Source organism: Bacillus sp. SIMBA_031, from assembly GCF_046535225.1.
Classification (GTDB): Bacteria; Bacillota; Bacilli; order Bacillales; family Bacillaceae; genus Bacillus; species Bacillus velezensis.
In genome coordinates, this window is record NZ_JAWRXC010000003.1 from 295,062 (window position 1) to 308,519 (window position 13,458).

The following is a 13,458-nucleotide window of genomic DNA, read 5'->3' on the forward strand; positions in this document are numbered from 1 at the left end:
CGGAAGGTTTTTCTCTATCTTTACCTGCAAATTCTTTGGAAATAGCAAAAGGTATGTTATGATAATGAGAGGTATACATGGACAGAAAATTATCATTTATTCCATGCAAAATCTGCATGTGAACATAGAGGAGCGTTATAGATGCTTGGGATTTTAAATAAAATGTTTGATCCGACCAAACGTGCGCTGAACAAATACGAAAAAATAGCAAATGACATTGATGCCGTAAGAGGAGATTATGAAAATCTCTCTGACGAGGCGCTTAAACATAAAACGGCAGAATTTAAAGAGCGGCTTGAAAAAGGAGAAACGACGGATGACCTTCTTGTCGAAGCGTTTGCCGTCGTTCGTGAAGCTTCCCGCCGCGTAACCGGCATGTTCCCGTTTAAAGTGCAGCTGATGGGGGGCATCGCCCTTCATGAAGGGAACATCTCCGAAATGAAAACAGGGGAAGGGAAAACGCTGACGTCCACGCTTCCCGTGTATTTAAATGCCTTGACGGGAAAAGGCGTTCACGTCGTAACGGTCAATGAATATCTGGCGAGCCGTGATGCCCAGCAAATGGGAGAAATCTTTGCGTTTCTCGGGCTTACAGTCGGCCTGAACCTGAATTCGATGTCAAAAGACGAAAAACGCGAAGCTTACGCAGCCGATATCACGTATTCAACGAACAATGAACTCGGCTTTGATTATTTGCGTGACAACATGGTGCTCTATAAAGAACAGATGGTGCAGCGCCCGCTTCATTTTGCCGTTATTGATGAAGTCGATTCAATTTTAGTCGATGAAGCGAGAACGCCATTGATTATTTCCGGACAAGCTCAGAAGTCCACAAAACTGTACGTGCAGGCAAATGCGTTTGTCCGCACACTCAAGAAAGATCAGGATTATACGTATGACGTCAAAACGAAGGGCGTTCAGCTGACGGAAGAAGGAATGACGAAGGCTGAAAAAACGTTCGGCATCGACAACCTGTTTGATGTCAAAAACGTGGCCTTGAACCACCATATCAACCAGGCTTTAAAAGCCCATGCGGCGATGCAGAAAGACGTGGATTATGTTGTTGAGGACGGCCAGGTCGTCATCGTTGATTCCTTCACCGGCCGTCTGATGAAAGGACGCCGCTACAGCGAAGGTCTTCACCAGGCGATTGAGGCGAAAGAAGGCCTGGAGATTCAAAATGAAAGCATGACATTGGCGACGATTACGTTCCAAAACTATTTCCGTATGTACGAAAAGCTGGCCGGTATGACCGGTACCGCAAAAACGGAAGAGGAAGAATTCCGCAATATTTATAACATGCAGGTTGTATCCATCCCGACCAACCAGCCGGTCATCCGTGACGACCGTCCGGACTTGATCTACCGCTCAATGGAAGGGAAATTCAAGGCGGTGGCGGAGGATGTCGCCCAGCGCTACATGACCGGACAGCCGGTTCTTGTCGGTACGGTTGCCGTTGAAACGTCTGAATTGATTTCTAAACTTCTGAAAAACAAAGGGATTCCGCATCAGGTGCTGAATGCCAAAAACCATGAGCGTGAAGCTCAGATTATTGAAGAAGCGGGACAAAAAGGCGCTGTCACGATTGCGACCAACATGGCGGGACGCGGAACCGACATTAAACTCGGCGAAGGCGTAAAAGAGCTTGGCGGCCTTGCAGTCGTCGGTACGGAACGCCACGAATCCCGCCGGATTGACAATCAGCTCCGCGGACGTTCAGGACGTCAGGGAGACCCGGGCATCACACAATTTTATCTTTCAATGGAAGATGAATTGATGCGCCGTTTCGGAGCTGAACGGACGATGGCGATGCTTGACCGGTTCGGTATGGATGACTCCACGCCGATTCAGAGCAAAATGGTGTCACGCGCCGTGGAATCATCTCAAAAACGTGTCGAAGGAAACAACTTTGATTCACGTAAACAGCTTCTTCAATATGACGACGTGCTCCGTCAGCAGCGCGAAGTCATTTACAAGCAGCGTTTTGAAGTCATTGACTCTGACAACCTGCGTGACATTGTTGAAGGCATGATCAAGTCTTCTCTGGAACGTGCGATTGCCGCTTATACGCCGAAAGAGGAGCTTCCGGAAGAATGGAATCTTGACGGCCTGGTGGAGCTGGTGAATACAACGTATCTTGATGAAGGCGCACTTGAAAAGAGCGATATCTTCGGAAAAGAACCGGATGAGATGCATGAGATGATCATGGACCGCATCATGACGAAATATAATGACAAAGAAGAGAATTTCGGCGAAGAGCAGATGCGTGAATTTGAAAAAGTCATCGTATTGCGTGCCGTTGATTCAAAATGGATGGATCATATTGATGCGATGGATCAGCTGCGTCAAGGGATTCACCTCCGCGCTTATGCGCAGACAAACCCGCTGCGTGAATATCAGATGGAAGGTTTCGCAATGTTTGAGCACATGATTGAGTCCATTGAGGACGAAGTTGCGAAATTCGTCATGAAGGCCGAGATTGAAAGCAATCTCGAACGCGAAGAAGTTGTTCAGGGCCAAACGACGGCTCATCAGCCGCAGGACGGCGATGAGGCCAAACAAGCGAAAAAAGCGCCGGTGCGAAAAGTCGTAGATATCGGACGCAACGCGCCTTGCCATTGCGGCAGCGGAAAAAAATATAAAAATTGCTGCGGCCGGACAGAATAGTCTCGACTGTATGAAGCGAACATGACCGGGTCTGCGTCTTATGGCGCCCCGGATCTTTTAATGAGGTGAATGGAATGGAATTATCAGAAATCAGGGCAGAGCTCGAAAATATGGCTTCTCGTTTAGCGGACTTCAGGGGGTCTCTTTGACCTCGAATCAAAGGAAGCCCGCATTGCAGAATTAGATGAAAAGATGGCGGAACCGGAATTCTGGAATGACCAGCAGAAGGCCCAAACCGTCATCAACGAAGCGAACGGTCTGAAGGAATACGTGAATTCCTATCATCAGCTGAGCGAGTCTCACGAAGAGCTGCAAATGACACATGATCTTTTAAAAGAAGAACCTGACCAGGACCTTCAGCAAGAGCTTGAGAAAGAGCTGAAGTCATTAACGAAGGAATTGAATGAATTTGAGCTTCAGCTGCTGCTCAGTGAACCATATGACAAAAACAACGCGATTTTAGAACTTCATCCGGGAGCCGGCGGTACGGAATCTCAGGACTGGGGTTCCATGCTGCTCAGAATGTATACCCGTTGGGCGGAAAGACGCGGTTTCAAAGTTGAAACGCTTGATTATCTCCCGGGAGATGAAGCAGGAATTAAGTCTGTCACACTGCTTATTAAAGGCCACAATGCATACGGTTATTTAAAAGCGGAAAAAGGCGTACACCGCCTCGTGCGGATTTCTCCATTTGATTCATCAGGCCGCCGCCACACGTCATTCGTGTCATGTGAAGTCATGCCTGAATTCAATGAAGAAATCGACATTGATATTCGTACCGAAGATATTAAAGTTGATACGTACCGGGCGAGCGGTGCCGGCGGACAGCACGTCAATACGACTGATTCAGCCGTTCGGATTACCCACCTGCCGACAAATGTAGTCGTCACGTGCCAGACGGAACGTTCACAAATCAAAAACCGCGACCGGGCGATGAAAATGCTCAAAGCGAAGCTGTATCAGCGCAGAATTGAAGAACAGCAGGCGGAGCTTGACGAAATCCGCGGCGAACAGAAAGAAATCGGCTGGGGCAGCCAAATCCGCTCGTACGTCTTCCATCCGTACTCCATGGTGAAAGATCACCGTACCAATACGGAAATGGGGAACGTGCAGGCGGTTATGGACGGAGATATCGATATCTTCATTGACGCCTATTTACGTTCTAAACTGTCGTAATCCGGGAACACACCTGCCTTTGGCAAGGTGTGTTTTTTTATCCGTTCTCTTTTTCCATTTTTCACAACAGCGCTTTAGCAAATTAATACGGTATTTGGCTGTTATTTACTTCTAAGCCGGGAAGACTTAAAATGCTATCGAGAGAAAATCGGAGAACGGAGGATTTTGCATGGATGTGAATCACAATAAGCCGCTCCGTCTGATCAAAGATTATATATACATCATGATCGGCGCGGCGATTACGGGGGTCGTGTTTAACGTATTTTTGCTGCCGAACCGTATAGCAGCGGGGGGAGTAAGCGGGATCAGCACCATTTTAGAAACGTTTGGTTTTGAACCGGCTTACGTGCAGTGGATTATTAACATCCCTTTGTTTATCGCCGGAGTGATCATTCTCGGCGGGAAGTTCGGAATGAAGACACTGGTCGGTTCCATCGTTCTGCCGCTCGCCGTCTATTTAACAAGAGAACTGCCTGCCGCGACGACCCATGAACTGCTGGCGGCGATTTTCGGAGGCGTCGGGATCGGAACGGGAATCGGCATCGTGTATCTCGGCAAAGGCTCCACGGGGGGAACGGCTCTGGCGGGGCAGATCATTCACAAATACACGGGGCTTTCGCTGGGAACGTGCCTTGCCATCATGGACGGATTAATTGTGCTGAGCGCGATGCTCGTATTCGGAGTGGAGCAGGGACTGTATGCGATGCTCGGGGTATTTATTTCAAGCAAAACGATTGATGTCGTGCAGGTCGGGTTCAACCGCTCCAAAATGGCTTTAATCATTACGCAGCATGAAGAAGCCGTCAGGTCGGCTGTGTTTAAAGAAATCGACAGGGGTGTGACGAAGATTTCCGCAGTCGGCGGGTATACGGAACATGACCGGCCGATCTTAATGTGTGTCGTCGGCCAGACCGAATTCACAAAACTGAAACAAATCGTCAAACAGATTGATGAGTCAGCCTTTGTCATTGTCGCAGACGCAAGCGAGGTGCTCGGCGAGGGTTTCAAACGCGCGTAAACGGGGTTATAATAGCGAAGGGGTGCATCTTACATATGAAATCAAAATGGGCGCTGCTTGCGCTGGTTCTGACCATGTCCGTCCTGCTGGCGGCATGCGGCGGTTCCAATGAATCGAAAAAAGAAAGCTCTGACAGCTCAGGCGGGTCAAAAGCATCTGCGTCAGCAGGAGAAGAGCTTTATCAGCAAAGCTGTATCGGCTGCCACGGAAAAGACTTAGAAGGCGGCGGAGGTCCGAATTTACAGGAAGTCGGCGGGAAGTATGATGAAGCTAAAATTGAAAGCATCATTAAAAACGGACGGGGCAATATGCCGAGCCATCTTGTAAATGATAAGGAAGCCGCTGAGATCGCAAAATGGCTGTCACAGAAAAAATAACAGAAAAACCTTGCCTGTTATAGGGGCAAGGTTTTTTCACGGTCTGGGAATGAAAAGAAACTGTAATAGTAATATGTCTAAATTTGACGTATAATGAAGTGTACTGAGGAAAAGGAACTTTCAGATTTTTCATCTGTTTCCTGACGAATCGGCCATAAACCGCTGTACGTTTGCGAACTCTATGGCTGCAAGACATAAATAAAAGATTAGGTGATTTCATGATAGAGATGAAAGAAGTATATAAATCCTATCCGAACGGTGTAAAAGCGATTAACGGGCTGTCAGTCATAATTCATCCCGGAGAATTTGTATATGTCGTAGGACCGAGCGGAGCCGGTAAATCTACTTTTATTAAAATGATTTACAGAGAAGAAAAGCCGACAAAAGGACAAATATTGATTAATCATAAAGATCTCGCGTCTGTGAAAGAAAAAGAGATTCCTTTCGTGCGGCGTAAAATAGGTGTTGTTTTCCAAGATTTCAAACTTCTTCCGAAATTGACGGTATTTGAAAACGTCGCGTTTGCACTTGAGGTGATCGGAGAGCAGCAGTCAGTCATTAAAAAACGCGTGCTCGAAGTGCTCGATCTTGTGCAGCTGAAGCATAAAGCGCGGCAGTTTCCCGACCAGCTTTCCGGAGGAGAACAGCAGCGTGTTTCCATCGCAAGATCCATCGTCAACAATCCTGATGTCGTGATAGCTGACGAACCGACGGGCAACCTTGATCCGGTAACATCATGGGAAGTCATGAAGACACTGGAAGAGATTAATAACCGCGGAACGACCGTTGTGATGGCGACACACAATAAAGAAATAGTAAACACCATGAAGAAACGGGTCATCGCGATCGAAGACGGAATTATTGTGCGTGATGAGTCAAGAGGGGAGTATGGTTCTTATGATTAAAATTCTCGGGCGCCATTTGCGTGAGAGTTTTAAATCTCTCGGAAGAAACACATGGATGACATTTGCATCCATCAGTGCCGTTACCGTTACATTAATTTTGGTCGGCGTGTTTTTAGTCATTATGCTGAATTTAAACAACATGGCTAAAAATGCTGAAAAAGAAGTGGAAATTAAAGTATTAATCGATCTGACGTCAAATAAGAAAACGCAGGATACGCTGCAGAATGAGATTAAAGACATCTCGGGAATCCAAAGCGTAGAGTTTTCATCTAAAGATAAAGAGCTTGATCAATTGGTCAAAAGCTTCGGCGACAGCGGAAAGGCCATGAAAATGCAAGATCAGGAAAACCCGCTGAACAACGCGTTTATCGTCAAAACGACAGATCCGCATGATACGCCGAAAGTCGCGAAAAAAATTGAGAAGCTGGATCATGTGTATAAAGTGACATACGGGAAAGAAGAAGTCAGCCGTCTGTTTAAGGTCGTCGGGGTGTCACGCAACATCGGGATCGCGTTAATCATCGGCCTTCTGTTCACGGCGATGTTCTTAATTTCAAATACGATTAAAATCACGATTTTCGCCAGAAGAAAAGAGATTGAAATCATGAAGCTTGTCGGCGCGACAAACTGGTTTATCCGCTGGCCGTTCTTCCTGGAAGGGCTGCTGCTGGGGGTATTCGGTTCTATCATACCGATCGCTCTCGTGCTGAGTACGTACCAGTCGATGGTCGCTTGGGTGGCCCCGAAAGTTCAGGGATCATTTGTTTCACTTCTGCCGTACAGTCCGTTTGTGTTTCAAGTATCACTTGTGCTCATTCTGATCGGCGCGGTTATCGGAGTATGGGGAAGTCTGACTTCCATCCGGAAATTCCTTCGTGTATAAATATAAAAGCCAGTCTGATATAGACTGGCTTTTTTTAATGGTTTCGTTACTGAATGACGGGCAGGGCCGGTGATCCGGGCTTTAATGTAAAGTCATAAGACGCTTCGTCACGGTACATCGGGTCCGCATAAATGGAATCCGAATCGTTTGCCGTTCCTTTTTGGTACGCTATGAATGAATCATATTCTCTGTTCTTCCAATTCCAAATGCTGTCTTTTCCTGCTTCTTTGTGATAGACGTTATGATTAACGGTATTGCCTTCGTTTTTCGTATAATCATTTGCGATAAAAATCCGTGAACCGCTAGCCGTCATGATGTTTTTTTCGATCGTGTTCCCTTTTGTGCCGTACTGCAGCAGCAGTTGGCCGCCGTCAAGGTCCTTCGTGTCATTTCGATACATAATGTTATGAGCGATCACCGAATTGATGGTGCCGCCGCGTTTCGTGTCATAGCCTCCGATTGAAATACCGGTGTAAGCATTGCCGTACACCTTGTTATCCGTAATCCGGATATCTTGTGCGTATTTCCCTTTATGTTCGGAAGTGGCTTCAATGCCGAGGTCATTGTTGTAAACGGTGTTTTTCTTAATGTCCACATGTTCTGCGCCGTCAACGTAAATACCGCCCGCTGAGTATTCATCTCCGTAAGCGGGGTTTCCGTAAGAAGAGTTATGGCTCACCGTATTGTTTTCAATGACGCCGTTTCGCGCATAGTCGTTTTGCTTGGACGTTCCTTCGTATCCGATCACGTCAATCCCGATATTGTTATTGTCCCGGATGGTATTGCCGGCAATCTTAAATCCGTCAACATTCCCGTTCAGCACGACCGCTTCGCTTGCGCCGAGCGTCAGTTTTTCAACCGTATTATTTGTGATGCTGACATCCTTCATGGCGCCTGTGCCGTAAAACGCGATGCCGTGTGCATTTCCCTCATCAGCCGTGGTTTTAATGTTTCGGATATGGTTGCCGTCAATGTTGATATGACTGCTCGACCCGGTGACGCAGATCCCCATGGCCGTCGCATCTTCTGATGATACGGAGAGATTCTCAAGCGTAACGCCGTAAATGGTAATGTACTGTTTATTGCGGATTTGAATTAACGGAGTTTCAGAATCGCTTTTTGGCGCAGATTTGCCGCTGATGGCGACATGCTCATTCTGATAGTTCCGGAATGTAATCGGCTTTTCGGCCGTGCCGCTGTGCTTTACTTCAAACGTTTCATCGTACGTCCCTTCCCGAATCAATACGGTTGTCCCGGCCTCTGCCTTTTCAGCCGCATGTTTTAATGTGCGAAACGGCTTTTCTTTCGTTCCTTCATTTTGGTCGCTGCCTGCGGGAGAAACATACAGGGCGTCCGTCTGCGTTTTTTCATTGGCCTCTGTTTTTGGCCAGACAAAGGCGGTAATGCCTGCGGCCAGAACCGCCGCGGATAAAATCGATAATTTTATTTTCATATCGCATTCTCCTGTATATTTAATGAATTGCATACAAAATATTATACGTTACCCATATATATGTAACAATCTCGCGTTTTCATTTTTTTGTTGCCGTTACATGAATTCTTTGCAATTTACACATACTATCTCCAGGTTTTCGTAAAAGGACTAAGAGGAGGTAAACGATGAAGCAGAAAATGATCGCAGTGATAGCGGCCGTCAGCATCATGTGCGGCGGAGCTCATATTGCCGGGGCGGCACAGCCGAATTCAACAGACGCAGAAAGAAGCCGGGCAATGGAAAAAATCGAAAAAGCATATGAGCTGATCTCGAACGAATACGTGGAAAATGTAGATAAAGAAAAGCTTCTTGAAGGAGCGATTCAGGGGATGCTGTCTACATTAAACGACCCTTATTCCGTTTATATGGACAAGCAGACCGCTAAGCAGTTTTCCGATTCTCTTGATTCTTCTTTCGAAGGGATCGGCGCTGAAGTCGGTATGGAGGACAATAAAATCATTATCGTATCACCGTTTAAGCAATCTCCGGCGGAAAAAGCGGGACTCAAGCCGAATGATGAAATCATCAGCATAAACGGCGAGTCAATGAACGGGAAAGGTTTAAACGAAGCCGTGCTGAAAATCAGAGGAAAAAAAGGATCAAAGGTTTCTATTAAAATACAGCGTCCGGGTACTGATAAACAGCTGTCATTCCGGATTAAAAGAGCGGAAATCCCGCTTGAAACCGTATTTGCTTCCCGCAAAGAATCAGGCGGTCATCATGTCGGCTACATCGGAATATCGACATTTTCCGAGCATACCGCCCAGGACTTCGCCGCGGCGCTGAAAAAGCTTGAAAAACAAGGGATTGACGGTCTCGTCCTTGATGTAAGAGGGAATCCCGGCGGCTACCTTCAAAGCGTCGAACAAATTTTAAAGCATTTCATCACAAAAGACATGCCGTATATCCAAATTGCGGAGCGTAACGGCGATAAAAAACAATATTTCTCAACCTTAAAACATAAGAAGCCGTATCCCGTCAATGTCATCACGGATAAAGGAAGCGCCTCCGCTTCAGAAATTCTTGCGGGTGCGTTAAAAGAAGCGGGACATTATGACGTTGTCGGTGACACTTCTTTCGGTAAAGGAACGGTTCAGCAGGCCGTGCCTATGGGAGACGGGAGCAACATTAAATTGACGCTTTACAAATGGCTGACACCGAAAGGCAATTGGATTCACAAAAAAGGCATTGCTCCGACAATCGCTGTGAGCCAGCCGGATTATTTTGCGGCGGGACCGCTTCAGCTGAAACAGCCGCTTCAGCCTGATATGAACAGCGCGGATGTCAAGCACGCCCAAATCCTGCTGAAAGGCCTAGGCTTCGACCCGGGCAGAGCAGACGGCTATTTCAGCAAAACAATGAAAAAAGCCGTTCTGGCGTTTCAAGACCGGTACAAGCTTGATAAAACAGCGGTCATTGATAAAAAGACAGCGGAAAAAATGAATCAGCTGATGAATGAGAAGAAGTCTGACGAAAAAAATGATTTACAGCTGCAAATGGCGTTAAAATCATTATTTGTAAAATAAATGAAAAGGAGGCGTTTTTTACGTCTCCTGTTTCTTTTGTCACGCTCTAAAAATGAACTAAAAGACATATAATTATGTCGGTTTTGACAAGATATTAAAAAAATTTTCACATTTAAACATTTATAAAGGACAAACATTACCCGATATTTATAGAGAAGAGAGACTTTATGCCGAGTTAATATGTATTCAAAATGAAACTTTTGAAAGTTGCCTCAGTCAGTTTTAGTTCTTACAATAAAAGAAGGTTCTAATAGAGAACAGTTTTAGTTTGGCAGCTGCATTTCAGTATCGAAAGCAGAAGTGTTTGCGGCGCTTCAGCACGGCAGCTGTAATCACCCGTGCTTATCTGGATAAAAAAATGGGGGTTCACAATTGAAGAGGGCAAGTATTGTGCGTGAAAAGAAATATTATGAATTAGTGGAACAACTAAAAGACAGAACAAAAGACGTCACATTTTCATCAACAAAAGCACTAAGTCTTCTTATGCTGTTCAGCAGATACCTGGTCAATTACACAAATGTTGAATGCGTTCACGAAATCAATGAAGAGTGTGCGAAGCATTATTTCACTTACTTAATGAAAAACCATAAACGTTTAGGAATCAATCTGACGGATATTAAGCGGTCCATGCTTCTGATAAGCGGCGTGATCGAGGTGGAGGTTGACCACTATCTGAAAGATTTCTCTCTCTCAAATGTAACGTTGTGGATGACGGAAGAGAGATAGACGTTTGAGATATTCAAGCCAATGATTATTTGGTAGAATAGAATTAAAATGTTTGGCTTGAGGCGGTGAAAGCAGTGTCTGTTCAATGGGGAATTGAACTTCTGAAAAGTATCGGTCTGTTTTTTTTGCACCCGATGTTCTGGTTTTTTATCATCATAAGTCTCGCATGCGGATATTTGCGGATCAAACGTGAACGCCATACGTTTCATACAAAAATCGCGGATATGTATGACGAGCTTATCTTTACATACATAAAAGGACTTATACCGGGTATTCTTCTCTCCATATTATTTTTTGGACTGGGAATTTCGATTCCATTCGGTCTTCTCGGCATAATCGCGGCTGTGACGGCTTTGGCTTCGCTGACGTTCCGTATGAATTGGCTGTCCTCAGCTTATATTGTCAGCGCCGGCATGTTCATTGCGTTTATCCTTCAGTATACCCACACAGTGCCGTTTGCGGATCGGTTTCCGCAGGCATTCGGCGTGAATTGGGCATCGGCGGCCGTGTTTATGGGCCTTTTGATTATCACGGAGGGAGCGGCTGCCTGCCGTTCAGCGCATCTGAAAACATCTCCGGCGCTTGTCGTCAGCAGCAGAGGCCTGCCCATCGGCCGACAATTGGCGAATCGCGCATGGCTGCTTCCGCTTTTCTTATTGGTGCCGGGCAGCGGGCTTGAGTCACACCTTTCTTGGTGGCCTGTCTTTACCGTGCCGGGCGGCTCTTTCCATTTGATCTGGATTCCTTATATCGCCGGCTTCGGGCAGCGCGTGCAGGGGTCACTTCCGGAAGTCAGCATAAGGATAACGGCGAAACGTGTCATGATTCTCGGGGTTATCGTGGCCGCATTCGGGGCAGCGGCCCTTTGGTGGACTCCGCTTGCCGGAGCTGCCGCTTGTATTGCGGTGCTCGGACGCCTGTTTTTATCATTAAGACAGCGGCTGAACGATAACGCGGCTCCGTTTTATTTCTCTAAGCGGGATCAGGGTTTAATGGTGCTCGGCATCATTCCGAATACACCCGCGGACGATCTTGAGCTGAAGATCGGTGAGATTATTACGAAAGTAAACGGCATCCCCGTGAAGCATGTATCGGATTTTTACGAAGCACTTCAAAAAAACCGCGCATTTGTAAAAATGGAGATCATCGGCCTGAATGGTGAGATCCGGTTTGATCAGCGCGCGTCCTATGAAGGCGAACATCATGAATTAGGTATTTTATTCGTTCAGGATGAACATGAGCAAGAAGAAATGACAGCATTATAATGTGATTTTTCATAATTATTCGGAATAGTTTCAAGAACTCCTAAACTAGATTTCAAAATCAGCTATAAAAGTAAAACAGCTAAGAAAATTATATTTTCTTAGCTGTTTTATTTTGAAATAATAAAAAAATAAATGAAGGAGAGGTATGGCTTATTGGAAAAGTTATTGCTAACTCCAAAACCTTTAGGAGATGAATCTTTAGCAGGATATATATTAAGAATAACTGATTATAATGGTTATGTTGGATAGGGGGAGTACATGATAAAAAAGCTTTTACTTAAGAGATTACCGTTGATTTCACTTGGAGTTATAGCTTACATACTGACAAAATATGCGCAGAACCATCAGGATTGGGCGGAAAAATACAGTAGGTCTGTATATCCGTTATTGTCAAAAATAGTAGGATTTGTACCTTCTTGGGTCAAGTTTTCTGTTAGTGAATGGCTCGTCGTGTTGGTTGTGTTACTTTTTCTATTTTATATCGTTTATTATGTGCGCAAGGTTATCATGAGTAAAGGTGTACGTAGGATGGTAGTTTATCGTGGTGCTCTAGGAATCGTTACGATCTGTAGCGTGATATATTTTTGTTATACTATTTTGGGTGGAATAAACTATTACAGATATTCTTTTTTGTCTTATACCGAATATAAAGAAGAGAACTACAGCAAGGAGGAACTGGTCAAATTGAGTAAGTCGCTTGCCGTTGAAATGGAATTGGCAAGGGAAAAGTTAGCGGACACTGATCTTTTGGCTCAAGTACCAGAGGTTTTTGATTATTATGCACAACACGCAGTGTTCTCGATGCAAATGTTATCAAAGGAATATCCTGTTTTGGAGCATTCATATTCAACACCAAAACCAGTGGTGATGTCAAAACTAATGTCGCATGCAGGGATACATGGTATTTTTGTCCCTTTTACTTATGAATCCAATATCAATGTTAATGTGCCAGTTTTTTTGGTGCCTGCTACTATGGCGCATGAATTGGCACATCAGAGTGGTTTCATGCATGAGGATGAGGCTAATTTTATAGCTTATCTGGCATGTAAGCAGCAGGATGATCCAATGATACTATACAGTGGTTTATTTCTGGCATTTGATTATTCTATATCTGAGCTAAAGAAAGTGGATCCAGATAAGGCGTCTGATATAATGTCCAGTCTGTCCAAAGCGGTGCGGCATGATATAGAACAAAATGAGCAGTACCGGGATAAGTATGAGGGTGTTATTTCAAGTATTTCAAGAAATGTAAATGACGTATATCTGAAGGCAAATAATCAGACAGACGGTTTGAATAGCTATAGTGATATGGTGAATTTGTTGCTGGCAGAGCAGCGAGAGATAGAGAAGTACAATTAAATGTACAGCGGGGGAGTGCGGTGACACTTTCGAGAGAGAAAAATAAGAAGGAAAACTAGAA

At 45.3% G+C, this 13,458-nt stretch carries 11 protein-coding genes; 10 read left to right on the top strand and 1 reads right to left on the bottom strand.

What is annotated here, in order from left to right:
- The first annotated feature begins 141 nt into the window (after positions 1-141).
- The 6 genes from secA (at position 142) to ftsX (ending at position 7,026) form a co-directional block, all read left to right on the top strand.
- The gene (gene secA, locus SB724_RS11425) at positions 142-2,667 is read left to right on the top strand and encodes a preprotein translocase subunit SecA (RefSeq protein WP_032876181.1); all 2,526 of its coding nucleotides are present in this window, start codon (positions 142-144) and stop codon (positions 2,665-2,667) included.
- Between the two features lie 74 nt (positions 2,668-2,741).
- Positions 2,742-3,843, top strand: a protein-coding gene (gene prfB / locus SB724_RS11430; RefSeq protein ID WP_096034905.1) for a peptide chain release factor 2 whose coding sequence is annotated in 2 segments (ribosomal slippage) — positions 2,742-2,813 and positions 2,815-3,843 — 1,101 coding nt in all. Because the reading frame shifts where the segments join, the coding sequence is not laid out codon by codon here.
- A 169-nt stretch (positions 3,844-4,012) separates the two neighbouring features.
- A complete protein-coding gene (locus SB724_RS11435) occupies positions 4,013-4,861 on the top strand; it encodes a YitT family protein (RefSeq protein WP_105937251.1) in 849 nt (282 codons plus the stop codon).
- A gap of 35 nt (positions 4,862-4,896) precedes the next feature.
- Positions 4,897-5,238 carry a cytochrome c551 gene (cccB, locus tag SB724_RS11440; RefSeq protein ID WP_007614074.1) on the top strand — a complete coding sequence of 114 codons (342 nt, stop codon included), beginning with the start codon at positions 4,897-4,899 and terminating at the stop codon, positions 5,236-5,238.
- Between the two features lie 218 nt (positions 5,239-5,456).
- A complete protein-coding gene (ftsE, locus tag SB724_RS11445) occupies positions 5,457-6,143 on the top strand; it encodes a cell division ATP-binding protein FtsE (RefSeq protein ID WP_265972827.1) in 687 nt (228 codons plus the stop codon).
- On the top strand, positions 6,136-7,026 hold the full coding sequence (ftsX, locus tag SB724_RS11450) for a permease-like cell division protein FtsX (protein ID WP_038460902.1): 891 nt from the start codon (positions 6,136-6,138) through the stop codon (positions 7,024-7,026). The genes ftsE and ftsX overlap by 8 nt, the downstream gene beginning before the upstream one ends.
- 46 nt (positions 7,027-7,072) lie before the next feature.
- Here ftsX and SB724_RS11455 read toward each other — a convergent pair whose 3' ends face one another.
- Positions 7,073-8,479, bottom strand: a complete 1,407-nt coding sequence (locus tag SB724_RS11455) for a right-handed parallel beta-helix repeat-containing protein (RefSeq protein ID WP_410571168.1) — start codon at positions 8,477-8,479, stop codon at positions 7,073-7,075.
- Positions 8,480-8,688: 209 nt separating this feature from the next.
- Here SB724_RS11455 and ctpB point away from each other — a divergent pair, with 209 nt between their 5' ends.
- The 4 genes from ctpB to SB724_RS11475 all read left to right on the top strand — a co-directional run bounded on the left by ctpB (position 8,689) and on the right by SB724_RS11475 (position 13,397).
- Entirely contained in the window at positions 8,689-10,047 is a 1,359-nt protein-coding gene (ctpB, locus tag SB724_RS11460) for a carboxy-terminal processing protease CtpB (protein ID WP_373271682.1), read from the top strand.
- Between the two features lie 372 nt (positions 10,048-10,419).
- The gene (swrA, locus tag SB724_RS11465; RefSeq protein ID WP_014305920.1) at positions 10,420-10,773 is read left to right on the top strand and encodes a swarming motility protein SwrAA; all 354 of its coding nucleotides are present in this window, start codon (positions 10,420-10,422) and stop codon (positions 10,771-10,773) included.
- A gap of 74 nt (positions 10,774-10,847) precedes the next feature.
- A complete protein-coding gene (gene minJ, locus SB724_RS11470) occupies positions 10,848-12,038 on the top strand; it encodes a cell division topological determinant MinJ (RefSeq protein WP_044801911.1) in 1,191 nt (396 codons plus the stop codon).
- Between the two features lie 291 nt (positions 12,039-12,329).
- Positions 12,330-13,397 carry a DUF3810 domain-containing protein gene (locus SB724_RS11475; RefSeq protein WP_410571381.1) on the top strand — a complete coding sequence of 356 codons (1,068 nt, stop codon included), beginning with the start codon at positions 12,330-12,332 and terminating at the stop codon, positions 13,395-13,397.
- The last annotated feature ends 61 nt before the right edge of the window (positions 13,398-13,458 follow it).

What these genes read in the sequence shown, in the direction of transcription:
- cccB (WP_007614074.1), top strand. Translation starts at nt 4,897, where the DNA reads ATGAAATCAAAATGGGCGCTGCTTGCGCTGGTTCTGACCATGTCCGTC.
- secA (WP_032876181.1), top strand. Translation starts at nt 142, where the DNA reads ATGCTTGGGATTTTAAATAAAATGTTTGATCCGACCAAACGTGCGCTG.
- ftsE (WP_265972827.1), top strand. Translation starts at nt 5,457, where the DNA reads ATGATAGAGATGAAAGAAGTATATAAATCCTATCCGAACGGTGTAAAA.
- ctpB (WP_373271682.1), top strand. Translation starts at nt 8,689, where the DNA reads ATGTGCGGCGGAGCTCATATTGCCGGGGCGGCACAGCCGAATTCAACA.
- SB724_RS11455 (WP_410571168.1), bottom strand. Translation starts at nt 8,479, where the DNA reads ATGAAAATAAAATTATCGATTTTATCCGCGGCGGTTCTGGCCGCAGGC.
- SB724_RS11435 (WP_105937251.1), top strand. Translation starts at nt 4,013, where the DNA reads ATGGATGTGAATCACAATAAGCCGCTCCGTCTGATCAAAGATTATATA.
- ftsX (WP_038460902.1), top strand. Translation starts at nt 6,136, where the DNA reads ATGATTAAAATTCTCGGGCGCCATTTGCGTGAGAGTTTTAAATCTCTC.